The following is a 12267-nucleotide window of genomic DNA, read 5'->3' on the forward strand; positions in this document are numbered from 1 at the left end:
TTAACCCAGGGGAAGAGGGAAATCCATTTATGAAAAAACAAACATTCATCCAAGGAACCATGATTCTACTTGCAGCCGGCATTATCAATCGTATCCTTGGATTTATTCCCCGTATCGTACTGCCCAGAGTCATTGGAGCTGAGGGGGTTGGTCTATACCAGCAAGGCTATCCATTCTTTATCGTCATTGTAACTTTGATTACTGGGGGCCTTCCCTTAGCGATTGCCAAGCTAGTTGCTGAAGCGGAATCGTTAGGCAATAACGGCACATCCGAAAAAATTCTTCGAGTCAGTCTTTTGTTCACATTGTCGCTGGGCGTATTATTCACTACCTTATGTATTATCTTTGCACCATGGGTAACGAGCACCATTCTAACGGATGAGCGAGTATATCATACCTTTGTGAGCATGACCCCCATGATTCTCATCATCGCAGTTTCGTCCGTGTACAGAGGATATTTCCAAGGTAAGCAGAACATGATTCCCTCTGCTGCTTCATCCATTGCCGAGACGCTCATGAGAATATTATGTGTGCTGTGGTTCTCCTATCTTCTGCTCCCTCGGGGTATCGAATATGCGGCAGCAGGAGCCATGCTGGGCGCGGTCGCAGGTGAACTGATCGGTATGATTGTGCTCCTCTGGCAGCATGAGAAGCACAGGAAAACAGGGAAATCCTTACCCTCTCTCCCTTCTTCGGCACCAACTAAACAGAGTCAGGGGCAACAAAAATCAATCTTCAAAAAACTGATGGCCATCTCCATTCCCGTTACAGCCGGGCGCCTAGTAGGTTCATTGTCTTACTTAATGGAGACCATCGTTACGGCTCAAAGTCTCGCTCTTGCAGGGCTGACCAAGGCATTGGCTACAGCACAATATGGAGCACTTCAAGGAATGGTCATCCCTCTGCTGCTGCTGCCAGGTGCGCTCACATCATCACTGGCGACATCCCTCGTGCCTTCCTTATCCGAGGCAGCCGCAAGAAAAGATTATAAAACCATTCATAAGAGACTACATCAATCTCTCAGACTTGCGCTCGTTACCGGGGGACCCTTTGCCGTCGTGATGTTTGTGCTCGCAGAACCTCTATGCCGGCTGCTATACGACGATGGCTCCATTGCCAACATGCTCAAGACCATGACTCCTTTTGCTCTGTTCATCTATGTACAGGCACCACTTCAGGCAGCATTACAAGCTTTAGATCGGCCAGGAAGAGCACTCATTAACACCACAATCGGTGCTGTTATCAAGATCACCCTTATCCTTACGCTGGCTTCAAGACCTGAATATGGCATATACGGAGCCGTCATCGCTATTTGTGTTAACTCTCTCATCGTCACTCTGCTGCACGGCCAAAGTTTGAGACAGCTGCTTGGTTTTCGTTTTCGCTGGCTTGATCTTATTAAAGTGGCCGCAGGTATGGTAATTATGGCCGGGCTAACACAGTATTTATTCCTTCATCTGCCCTGGACCCATTTATCCTTCTTACAATTTATAGTTTCCAGCTTCATGGGTCTTATCGTTTATTTAGCAGTGATGGCAGCCTGCCGATTAATTGATCTGCACGATTTATCCCGTGTTCCTTTTATCGGCTCATGGATATCACCACGTAAATAGTTTGCTGCAAATTTTCAATTATTTTTTAGAGCTGTCTTTTTTAGCATTCACGTAAATCTCGCCCTTATGATCAATCGAGCATAGAAAAACATCTTTGAAATCTTTTATACCGTGCTCTTGGATTTGATTCTTCAGCCAGAAGCGGTTTTTCTGAATCATATCCAGATTCGCATCCTGCACCTTCCCATCCATAATAAGTGGAAGCGGCAGTGCCTCGTATCGGATATTCGTCAGATTAATACTGTTCTGATCCAACTCTTCAGCAGCTTCGCTCATATGCGAAAACAGGCTTTTCTGCGACTGCTTGTGTCGCTCATCCGGCTTCTTCTCTTTTGGAATGACGGACAGCTTACCTGTTGTCTCTAGAATGGCAAACTGTAATTCATCGATATTATCAACATTCTGCTCACGCAATTGCAGCATGAGATCATCGAGATTATAACGCTGTCTCTTCATCTCATCACGCTGCAGTTTCCCATTTGACACGAGAATGACCGGTTTACCATCGACAGCAAGACGAAACCATCTGCTCTTGAGCCCGAGGAGCGCGAGACTAACCTGCAAAATAATGAGGGTTATTATCGGCACGATGCCTTCATATAGAGGTCTTTCCACATCCTCTATCGCGAAGACGGCAATCTCTGCAAGCATGATGGATATGACCAAATCAAAAACAGACAGCTTTCCTATCTCTCTCTTGCCCATCAAACGAATTGCAAAAGCAGCAATACAGTACATGAGCACAGTACGCAGTATATGTAGCACGACATGATCGATCATGATCCAGGCCTCCCTGTAGCTTTGGGTCAAATGTGGACATTGGTAATGGATAGGTTGACCGAAGTTCATGAGTGCCATTCCATTTAATTAATGGAAAATGAGTTCTTAAGCCGTATAGCTTGGCCATAGAATGTATTAATTACAGCCGATCAAGGAGGTTTCCTGTATGGATTTCGTACGCCGCGTATTTTCCATTCGCATTCACAGCCCGCTGCTCTCAGGATTGATTACTGCTTTTATCTGGATGTTTGTTGGTGCCCTGGTATTGTCTCTCTTTCTGTGGCTGACGGGTATGCGAGAGCAAGACTTATCCTTCTATACCTATTTAGTTCATTCCATTGCCCTTTTGTTTGGAGGGTTTGCTGCAGGAAAAAAATCTGGAGAACGCGGATGGTATCATGGTGGTATTACAGGAGCTGTCTACGGTCTTCTCGTCTTTGTTATCGGATTTCTCGCACTTAATTCTTCGATTCAACTATATGATTTGCTGCAATGGGCAATTGCATTTATCGTCTCTGCCTTGGGCGGCATATTCGGTGTCAATGTAAAAAGATGATCTCAAAAAAAGGACTCCTGAATGGAGTCCTTTCTCACTTCTTTAGCTTTAGAGGCAATGCTCAGTCCTGTTAAGGACATCATATCACTCTTTTCTAAGGCAGAAGCTTATGCTGTTTCTTCGCTTTCTCTAGGAACGACGGAGCTGATGCTGCTGCGGTTAAATGTCAATTTAGTGACATCGTTTACACGCAATACGATCGTATCGTCCGTTACTTCTGTAATTACACCGTGAAGTCCGCCGATGGTTACGACCTTATCTCCTTTTTTCAAGGAGTTCAGCAAATTTCTATGTTCTTTTTGTCTTTTTTGCTGCGGTCTGATCAGAAGAAAATAGAACACCGCAAACATAAGTACCATCATAATGATGAGCTGAAGACCGCCACCGCCTGCTGCTTGTAATGGAGCATTTATCATCTGTTTTCCCCCCTTTCACAAATTCACATACCTTATCATCAAGTACCGCTTATAAGCTACATTCCCCTGATTTAAAACCCTTTGTCATTATCATGAAGTCCATATTGCTCAAAGAACTCATCACGGAAATCTAGCAGACGGTCATCCATGATCGCCTGACGCACTTTCTTCATTAAATTCAATAAGAAATGCAGGTTATGATACGTTGTAAGACGCAAGCCAAACGTTTCGTCTGCCTTAATTAAGTGTCGTAGATATGCTCTGGAGTAATTCCGGCATGTATAGCAATCGCATTCAGGATCAAGCGGACTGAAATCACGGGCATACTTCGCATTACGAACCACTAGTCTGCCTTGACTGGTCATTGTTGTTCCATTACGTGCAATACGAGTAGGAAGTACACAATCAAACATATCCACGCCTCGGATGGCTCCCTCAATCAATGCATCCGGAGAACCTACCCCCATCAAATAACGCGGCTTGTCTGCCGGAAGCAATGGGACTGTATAATCCAAAACTTGGTACATCAAATGTTTGGGCTCGCCCACACTGAGTCCACCAATAGCATACCCCGGGAAATCCATGGAAGTCAAATCCTGAGCGCTTAGTTTACGCAAATCTTCGTGCATTCCACCCTGTATAATCGCGAATAATCCTTGGTCATGAGGTCTTGCATGACTCTCAAGACAGCGCTCCGCCCAGCGGCTCGTTCTTTCGAGTGATCTCTTGACATATTCATAGTCTGCAGGATAAGGAGGACATTCATCAAAAGCCATCATAATATCCGAGCCTAGAGAATTCTGAATTTCCATCGCAACCTCAGGAGAGAGGAATTTCTTATCTCCATTTAGATGCGAACGGAAGTGTACACCTTCCTCGGTGATTTTACGCATTTCACTCAAGGAAAACACTTGAAACCCACCGCTGTCCGTTAGGATAGGACGATCCCAGTTCATAAATTTATGCAGGCCCCCTGCTTCGCGCACGATATCGTGCCCTGGACGCAGGAATAGATGATAGGTATTGCTCAGTATAATCTGAGCCTCCATCTCTTTGAGCTCTTCTGGGCTCATTGTCTTAACTGTGGCTTGGGTTCCTACCGGCATAAAAATAGGAGTCTCAATCACACCATGCGGAGTATGAACTCGTCCCAGACGTGCGCCTGATTGTTTACAAGTTTTTATATGTTCATAAGTAATTGCTGCTGACATTTTATTATTCTCATCCTCTATCTTAGTAAATGAACATTGAATCTCCGAAGCTGAAGAAACGATATTCTTGATTTACTGCCTCTTTGTAGGCAGTCATGATGTTCTCAAGACCAGCAAGAGCACTCACCAGCATGACAAGTGTTGACTTAGGAAGGTGGAAGTTCGTAATTAAAGCATCTACAACCTTGAATTCATACCCAGGGTACATAAATATATCTGTCCAGCCACTGCTGGCTGTGAGCTCTTTACCTTCAAGCTGAGTTCCAACGGTTTCGAGAGTCCGGCAGCTTGTTGTTCCCACCGCGATAACGCGTCCCCCACGTTTTTTCGTCTCATTGATCAGATCTGCTGTTTCTTGATTCAAGGAGTAATATTCCGCATGCATGACATGCTCCTCTACGACATCGACCGACATGGGACGAAACGTTCCAAGCCCTACATGAAGGGTAATAAATCCAATGGAGATCCCTTTGTCTTGAATTCTTGCAAGAAGCTCTTTAGTAAAGTGAAGTCCTGCTGTAGGAGCCGCTGCAGAGCCTTCATGCTTAGCATATACCGTCTGGTAGCGCTCTTTATCCTCCAGCTTCTCCTTAATATACGGAGGAAGTGGCATCTGCCCTAAGCGATCCAGTATTTCCTGGAAAATACCATCATAGCTAAAGCGAATAACTCGTCCACCCATATCACTCTCTTCCTCAATGGTAGCGGACAACTCTTCACCAAAACGGATGACGGCTCCCTTCTTCAGCTTTTTCCCCGGCTTAACGAGCGTTTCCCAGCGATCTTCCCCAAGATTATGCAGCAGGAGAACCTCTGCCTTGGCACCCGTGTCTTCTTTAATACCAAACAATCTGGCGGGTATAACCCTCGTATCATTAAGTATTAAGGTATCGCCTGGGTTAAGAAAATCTATGATATCCGTAAAAGTGTGGTGCTCCATCTCACCCGTCTCTTTATTGAGCGTAAGCAGCCGTGATGCACTGCGCTCTTTAAGCGGCGTTTGAGCAATCAGAGACTCGGGTAGTTCAAAATCATACATATCTACATTCATAAGTTCGTCATTCCTTAACAATAGTTACATTCTGATAATAGTGTTTCAAAATAGACTGGTAATCATACCCTTCATCTGCCATTCCCTTGGCACCCCATTGAGACAAGCCCAATCCATGACCGTAGCCCTGCCCGTTAAATAGGAAGGATTGAGTCTTGCTTACAGCTCGCGCATCTCCCTCGCCATTCATAACGACCATTGAATTGCCTGAGTAGGATGAGGTTCCTGAAGCCGAAATGACATGAGCACCGCCGGAACCTTTTTTCTCCGCGGTTTGTCCATTTGCACCTAGTACAGTATAACTTCCGGTATCCGTAATATCAAACAATGTGCTTGGCAAGCTGCCAAATGCAGACCGATAAGCATCACCATATTTCACACCAAGCACCTGACCGTTCGCCTGTACTTCTAAAGCCCGGCCTGATGGCCCTCGTTCCGTAACTTCAAGGCTCGTGATAGAAGACGGTACAGCTGTGTTCACCTTCCCTTGCAGCATCGCAACGACCTCTGCGGAAGTGAAAGGACCTCTCATCCAGCTGAAGCTTCCCGATTCATTAACCTTACCCAGAACGACGACTTCGGTTCCCGGATTCAATTGAGCTATTGGGTTGACAGTCGATTGAATTAATGGAATTTTTCGCACATTCGTATTCTGAGCCGTTACTGTCAGCTTTGGAAGCCCTGCTGCCGTCGTGCCTTCCAGCAATTTGGTATTGTCTTCCCTTACGTAGCCTGTCTTGCCATCCGTAAGCAGCACATGATACCACTCGTATGTACCTTGCTGTGCTGCTTGGTCTCCAGGACTTGCCACACTAGCGAATAGGTTGCCGCCGCCGTTCCATACCTCCGAAGGATCAGCCGTTGTTCCGCCTGCATTAGAGGAGAAGATGGCTTCAATAATCTTGCCGCCGCTCTTCAGGACTTCACCTGCTGTCGCATTAACGGCCTGTGTAACACGCTCATGCTCTGCTCCGATCCCGTTATAGGCCTGACTAAGTGTCGTATCTACAACATTGGCTATTGTAAATCGATTGCCCTGATATAGAGCATAGCTCCGTGCAGCAACAGCCTGGGCTTTCAATGTCTCTTCCGGCCAGGAGGTATACACCTCTGTTCCCACGACAGAGTAGAGATATTGCTCAAGCGGCAGCTCATTAACCAATGCCAATTGACCGTTATAAGTGCTAATCTCAAAATCACCACGATAGGTTCTCGCTGATCGTTCCGTAACGCGAATACCTGCATCTCCTCCGTCCAGCACGAGCTTAGCATCATTTCCACTGACGATATAATGATCCCGCGCCGCTGGTGAAGCAAGGTTCAGCGTAGTATCCTCACGAATTATAATTGCCTTGGTATTTGGAGAGACCGGAGTCACGGTAAGCTGGGGCAGCTGCTGTTTTACTGCTTTTTCCACTGAAGTGAGCAGTGCATCTGTCGTCTCTTCACCGATCCAAACTGCATATTCAGGAGCTCCTGTACCCGTAGCTTGCAGCACAGTATACGCATCCAATCCTTCAGCCGTAATTGTGCTGCGTACCTTGTCAGCTGCCGCCTTGGAAGCATAGACACCGACAGAGCTATGTTTACTTCCCTTCACCGCAGGCTTTTGTCCATTTAACAGAGTGCTGTTATTCTGGGCTATACGTGAAGAAGCCGCTTCAGCCAGACTCAGCGTATTATAATTTCCTGCATATACCTGATACACGGTCTTACCGCTCTTAGAAGCAGAATACATTATCGGTTTGTCAGCTGTGCTCTGCAGAGCCTTAGTGATCGCTGCCGCTTTGGCAAACTCATTGGTTTCGAATACTTTCACACGATATCCGTCAACGCTGAATCGAACCTCGTCAGCATTTGAAAGTGTGATCCATGCTTCATATCCGTTACTGCCTATTATTCCAGCAGACCCATTACCTGCTGTTTGCATGGTAACTGCCGGCGTGGTTGACTTATACGTGCTGCCTAGATCAGCAAACATGGCAACACGAATCGTATCAACTTCCGATGCATCAGCATATGACGGCATGTAAAGACTTCCTGCTACCACTGCCGCTGCTACAGCGAGCTTCGCCCCCTGTAACCAATGCAGACGACGCTCGCTCGACTTTGTTCTTCGGTACATTTAGTTATTCTCCTCCCCCATGTTGGTGCAAAAGACTCCCTCTCCATTGCATAATGTTCATATCGTTTCTCTGGCTGTACAATTATACCTGTAGATTTGTTCTACTTATCCAACACTTTGAGCATCATTTGATATAAGATATGCAGCAGAAATACATGGCCAGTTCTCCAGCAGCGGGGCATTATTGCCTATGAACATGTCTTACTCTAGGTCAAACTCTTACTTATCTGTTGGCATGGGAATACCAAGATGTTCGTATGCCGCAGGTGTTACCACTCTGCCTCTAGGTGTCCTTTGAAGAAATCCAATCTGAAGCAGATAAGGCTCGTAGACATCTTCAATGGTCTGACTTTCTTCACCTATTGTTGCTGCAATCGTATCCAGTCCGACAGGCCCGCCCCGGAAGCTCACAACCATCGACTTCAGCATCTTATAATCTATATCGTCAAGTCCACGCGGATCAATTTGCAATCTTTTTAAAGCTTCCTCTGCCAAAGCAGAAGTAATGATTCCATCTCCCCGCACCATAGCAAAATCACGCACACGCTTCAGCAATCTGTTCGCAATTCGAGGCGTTCCTCTTGAACGAAGTGCAATCTCTTCGGCAGCATCGCCAACAATCTCAATACCGAGCAAATCCGCTGTACGAGATACAATGTAAGTCAGCTCGTCCACGGTATAGAACTCAAGACGACTGATTACTCCGAAACGATCTCGTAACGGTGCTGATAGCAGTCCTGCTCGTGTAGTAGCACCTACCAATGTAAACGGAGGAAGATCCAGTCGCACAGAACGCGCACTCGGTCCTTTTCCGATCATAATATCAAGAGCAAAATCCTCCATAGCCGGATACAGCACTTCTTCTACGGAACGATGCAATCGGTGAATTTCATCGATAAAGAGAACGTCCCCTTCCTGCAGATTGGTTAAGAGCGCAGCCAGATCACCCGGCCGTTCAATGGCAGGTCCTGAGGTTGTCCGAAGGTTAACACCCAGCTCATTCGCGATAATGTTGGATAATGTCGTTTTGCCAAGACCCGGAGGTCCGTACAATAGCACATGATCCAGCGCCTCGTTACGCATCTTGGCAGCTTCAATGTATACCTTCAGGTTCTCTTTGACCTGATCTTGCCCTATATACTCATTTAAATAGCGGGGACGCAGACTTAGCTCCACCGCGTGATCTTCCATCATCAGATTGGCGGATATAATCCGTTCATCCATATTTATCCCTCTATTCTGCTTCAAGCATTAACAAGCGGAGATATCCCGCTTTTTTTATCCAGTAAACAACATTTTGAGTGCCTTTTTCATCAAAAGATCTGCTGTATCCTCAGCAGTTGTCTCATTCTTCATCTTGAGCCATACCTTATCCAGCTCGCTGTCTGTATATCCAAGTGCCTTCAAGCCTTCACGTGCCTCTGACCAGTAGGAGCCATCGCCTTCTTCCGCCACATTCGGTGCGAATAGACCGGTAGCATACATGGCACCTCCAAATCCGTCAAGCTTGTCCTTCAGGTCAAGTATCATCCGCTGAGCCGTCTTTTTACCGATACCCGGCAGCTTCGTAAGAAACGTAATATTCTCCTGATGAATGGCCGCGATCAGCTGATCTGGTGTACCTCCAGTTAGGATGCCCAGTGCTACCCGCGGACCAATCCCGGAGACTTCAATTAATTTACGAAAAAGCTGCTGCTCCTCACGCGTAGAAAAACCGTATAACAGCATTGCGTCCTCTCTCACATGATGATGAGTATACACCGTTACAGCAGTTCCTTCCTGCTTAGCAAAAACAAAAGGGTTCGGGCAAAAAATCTGATAGCCGATTCCTTGAACATCGATGACCACATAATCATTTTCAATCATGACAACAGGCCCTTTAATATAATCTATCATTTTCTCGTAACCTCATTTAACTTCGAATTTAGTGTATAGGAATGGGCATGACATATAGCCACAGCCAAGGCATCTGCAACGTCGTCTGGTTTAGGGACGGTCTGCAGCTTGAGATACATTCGAACCATCTCCTGAACCTGCTTCTTCTCTGCCTTACCGTAGCCAACGATAGCCTGCTTAACCTGCATCGGTGTGTACTCAGCTATAGGCAGTCCCCTCTGCGTAGCCGCAAGCACCAGCACTCCCCTCGCCTGACTTACTGACATCGCTGTAGTTACATTTCGATTAAAAAACAATTTCTCCAGTGCAACTGCATCCGGCTTATATTTATCTATCAATTGGCACATTGCTTCATATACATGTAGTAGTCGTTCCTCATCAGGCGTGTGTGCCTCTGTCTGTATCGATCCGTATTGTACAGGTGTTAATTTGTTCCCTGTTTTATCCACGAAGCCAAACCCTACAATAGCTATCCCAGGGTCAATTCCTAAAAAGCGCAAAACCATCTCTCCTTAACATCTGCGAACATATGTATCGTTTAATCATTATATCAAATGTTCAAGGCATAGAACGAAAAAGTTTGCACTTCGACGAAAACTCCTACAATTTCGTGAAATTTCGAACATAACAAACACAAAAAAGGCAGTTTTCACTGCCCTTTCTTTCAATTAACTGCATATTAAATTATTCAGAAATATATTCATCTTACAATATTCCCGACGGGTGCAACTGCATAATCGCTAAAAGTCGATAAAACACTGTTGTATTCATCAACATCCTGAATGCGAATTCCTTTGTGGAGCTGCTCTAGGACTCCCTCTGGGAGAGAGGATTCCATCGTCCCTACATCCAGCTGAAAAAAAGTACGAATGACCTTCTCTTCATCAGGTTCACCTTGGTACAGTATCAAATTCCCATTAGGATCTACTCCCATAAATGCATTTTCTCTGCATTCTGGAGATAGATCATGAATCTGTTCATTCAGTATAAGTCGGTCCTGTTCCAAGCGACCGCTCCAATCGGGATGCTGCTTAATCATGGAGACCATTTCAGCGGTATCAAATATCCCCAGAGATATGGTCTCCACGCCACAAATATAACTCTTCTCCAAGGCGACTTCTCTTACCTGCTCTGTACCTTCAAGCTTGTTGATAAGCACTTCCTGTGAGGGGTCAGACTCTTTCATAAACGCCATATGATTCCCAATGACCTCCACACTGTCCGGCATAGTCAATAAAGACTGCAATGTTTGTGATAACGGAAGCCCGCCTATAGCCATTGCCGCGAGAACCAAACATAGGGTAAGCGTCCAGAAAGTACGTTTAAGTCGTTTAAATCGTTTATCTTTATTTTTTCGTCGAAAAAAAATCAATGGAATCCCCTTCTATCACACTTTTTTGTTAAGTGTGACCGGAATTCAATAAATATATACAAAAAAGGTTACCGCCTTAGCGATAACCTTTCCCTGAATCGGGATGACACGATTTGAACATGCGACCCCCTGGTCCCAAACCAGGTGCTCTACCAAGCTGAGCTACATCCCGATAAATAATGCCGGTGAAGGGACTCGAACCCCCACGGTTTCCCTCACGATTTTGAGTCGCGCGCGTCTGCCAATTCCGCCACACCGGCCTATTTTGTAAAATAAAGAAAAAGCGGAAGACGGGAATCGAACCCGCGACCCTCGCCTTGGCAAGGCGATGCTCTACCGCTGAGCCACTTCCGCTTAATAGGATGCGCGTGGAGGGACTTGAACCCCCACGTCAAAGACGCTAGATCCTAAGTCTAGTGCGTCTGCCAATTCCGCCACACGCGCATATATATGGAGAGTCATATCGACTCGAACCAACTACTTATCAAAGATTTAAAATGGCGGAACTGACGGGATTCGAACCCGCGATCTCCTGCGTGACAGGCAGGCATGTTAGGCCTCTACACCACAGTTCCACGTAAATCAATTGCGGGGGCAGGATTTGAACCTGCGACCTTCGGGTTATGAGCCCGACGAGCTACCGAGCTGCTCCACCCCGCGATATTAAGAATGGAGACTGAGGGGATCGAACCCCCGACCCTCTGCTTGTAAGGCAGATGCTCTCCCAGCTGAGCTAAGTCTCCATTATGTAAAGTTTAAAAGAAAGTGACCCGTAGGGGATTCGAACCCCTGTTACCTCCGTGAAAGGGAGGTGTCTTAACCCCTTGACCAACGGGCCGCTGGCTCCCCGAACAGGACTCGAACCTGTGACAACTCGATTAACAGTCGAGTGCTCTACCAACTGAGCTATCAGGGAATATGTAATAAAATAATAGTTCAGCTTGGCGGCGTCCTACTCTCCCAGGACCCTGCGGTCCAAGTACCATCGGCGCTGGAGGGCTTAACGGTCGTGTTCGGGATGGGTACGTGTGGAACCCCTCCGCTATCGCCACCAAACATGATTTTTGCGCTGTGATATCTTCGGCGAATCATCACCAGCAAAATATCAATCCTTAAAAAGGACATGCAGCTTCAAATCTTTACAAGGAATTTACTCCCTGAAAACTAGATACGAAACAATGTGCGATGTTAGAATCTTTGTTTACCCGGTTTTGTTCCGGGCCCCGAGAAAGTATTCGGATTCATCT

At 46.2% G+C, this 12267-nt stretch carries 11 protein-coding genes, 9 tRNA genes and 1 rRNA gene; 2 read left to right on the plus strand and 19 right to left on the minus strand.

Annotated features, from left to right (window positions below):
- The first annotated feature begins 29 nt into the window (after positions 1–29).
- The gene (gene spoVB / locus TCA2_RS19705; RefSeq protein ID WP_047913326.1) at positions 30–1613 is read left to right on the plus strand and encodes a stage V sporulation protein B; all 1584 of its coding nucleotides are present in this window, start codon (positions 30–32) and stop codon (positions 1611–1613) included.
- 18 nt (positions 1614–1631) lie between these two features.
- On the opposite strand, the gene TCA2_RS19710 is transcribed toward spoVB, so the two are convergent.
- A complete protein-coding gene (locus TCA2_RS19710) occupies positions 1632–2393 on the minus strand; it encodes a DUF421 domain-containing protein (protein ID WP_047913327.1) in 762 nt (253 codons plus the stop codon).
- A gap of 166 nt (positions 2394–2559) precedes the next feature.
- Here TCA2_RS19710 and TCA2_RS19715 point away from each other — a divergent pair, with 166 nt between their 5' ends.
- Complete coding sequence (locus tag TCA2_RS19715; RefSeq protein WP_047913328.1) at positions 2560–2949, plus strand: TIGR04086 family membrane protein; 390 nt, start codon at positions 2560–2562, stop codon at positions 2947–2949.
- 107 nt (positions 2950–3056) lie between these two features.
- On the opposite strand, the gene yajC is transcribed toward TCA2_RS19715, so the two are convergent.
- The 18 genes from yajC to rrf form a co-directional block, all read right to left on the minus strand.
- Positions 3057–3365 carry a preprotein translocase subunit YajC gene (gene yajC, locus TCA2_RS19720; RefSeq protein WP_047913329.1) on the minus strand — a complete coding sequence of 103 codons (309 nt, stop codon included), beginning with the start codon at positions 3363–3365 and terminating at the stop codon, positions 3057–3059.
- Positions 3366–3436: 71 nt separating this feature from the next.
- Positions 3437–4576, minus strand: a complete 1140-nt coding sequence (gene tgt / locus TCA2_RS19725; RefSeq protein ID WP_047913330.1) for a tRNA guanosine(34) transglycosylase Tgt — start codon at positions 4574–4576, stop codon at positions 3437–3439.
- Between the two features lie 22 nt (positions 4577–4598).
- On the minus strand, positions 4599–5627 hold the full coding sequence (queA, locus tag TCA2_RS19730) for a tRNA preQ1(34) S-adenosylmethionine ribosyltransferase-isomerase QueA (protein ID WP_047913331.1): 1029 nt from the start codon (positions 5625–5627) through the stop codon (positions 4599–4601).
- Positions 5628–5634: 7 nt separating this feature from the next.
- Positions 5635–7752: a SpoIID/LytB domain-containing protein gene (locus tag TCA2_RS19735; protein WP_052512234.1), complete on the minus strand. Its 2118-nt coding sequence runs from the start codon at positions 7750–7752 to the stop codon at positions 5635–5637.
- 219 nt (positions 7753–7971) lie between these two features.
- Entirely contained in the window at positions 7972–8976 is a 1005-nt protein-coding gene (gene ruvB, locus TCA2_RS19740) for a Holliday junction branch migration DNA helicase RuvB (RefSeq protein WP_047913332.1), read from the minus strand.
- A gap of 54 nt (positions 8977–9030) precedes the next feature.
- On the minus strand, positions 9031–9648 hold the full coding sequence (ruvA, locus tag TCA2_RS19745; protein ID WP_047913333.1) for a Holliday junction branch migration protein RuvA: 618 nt from the start codon (positions 9646–9648) through the stop codon (positions 9031–9033).
- Positions 9645–10148, minus strand: a complete 504-nt coding sequence (ruvC, locus tag TCA2_RS19750) for a crossover junction endodeoxyribonuclease RuvC (RefSeq protein ID WP_047913334.1) — start codon at positions 10146–10148, stop codon at positions 9645–9647. Before ruvC ends, ruvA begins: the two co-directional genes overlap by 4 nt.
- 200 nt (positions 10149–10348) lie before the next feature.
- Complete coding sequence (locus tag TCA2_RS19755) at positions 10349–11020, minus strand: BofC C-terminal domain-containing protein (protein WP_047913335.1); 672 nt, start codon at positions 11018–11020, stop codon at positions 10349–10351.
- Between the two features lie 98 nt (positions 11021–11118).
- Positions 11119–11192, minus strand: a tRNA-Pro gene (locus TCA2_RS19760).
- 8 nt (positions 11193–11200) lie between these two features.
- A tRNA-Leu gene (locus tag TCA2_RS19765) sits at positions 11201–11280 on the minus strand.
- A 22-nt stretch (positions 11281–11302) separates the two neighbouring features.
- Positions 11303–11374: transfer RNA gene (locus tag TCA2_RS19770), tRNA-Gly, on the minus strand.
- A 9-nt stretch (positions 11375–11383) separates the two neighbouring features.
- Positions 11384–11464, minus strand: a tRNA-Leu gene (locus TCA2_RS19775).
- Positions 11465–11518: 54 nt separating this feature from the next.
- Positions 11519–11595: transfer RNA gene (locus tag TCA2_RS19780), tRNA-Asp, on the minus strand.
- Positions 11596–11606: 11 nt separating this feature from the next.
- Positions 11607–11680 (minus strand) — tRNA-Met (locus TCA2_RS19785).
- 10 nt (positions 11681–11690) lie between these two features.
- Positions 11691–11763: transfer RNA gene (locus TCA2_RS19790), tRNA-Val, on the minus strand.
- Between the two features lie 23 nt (positions 11764–11786).
- Positions 11787–11858, minus strand: a tRNA-Glu gene (locus TCA2_RS19795).
- A gap of 2 nt (positions 11859–11860) precedes the next feature.
- Positions 11861–11936, minus strand: a tRNA-Asn gene (locus TCA2_RS19800).
- A 23-nt stretch (positions 11937–11959) separates the two neighbouring features.
- A 5S ribosomal RNA gene (gene rrf, locus TCA2_RS19805) occupies positions 11960–12076 on the minus strand.
- Positions 12077–12267 lie beyond the last annotated feature (191 nt).

Origin of the sequence: Paenibacillus sp. TCA20 (genome assembly GCF_000732325.1) — a bacterium.
Taxonomy (GTDB): Bacteria; Bacillota; Bacilli; order Paenibacillales; family Paenibacillaceae; genus Paenibacillus; species Paenibacillus urinalis.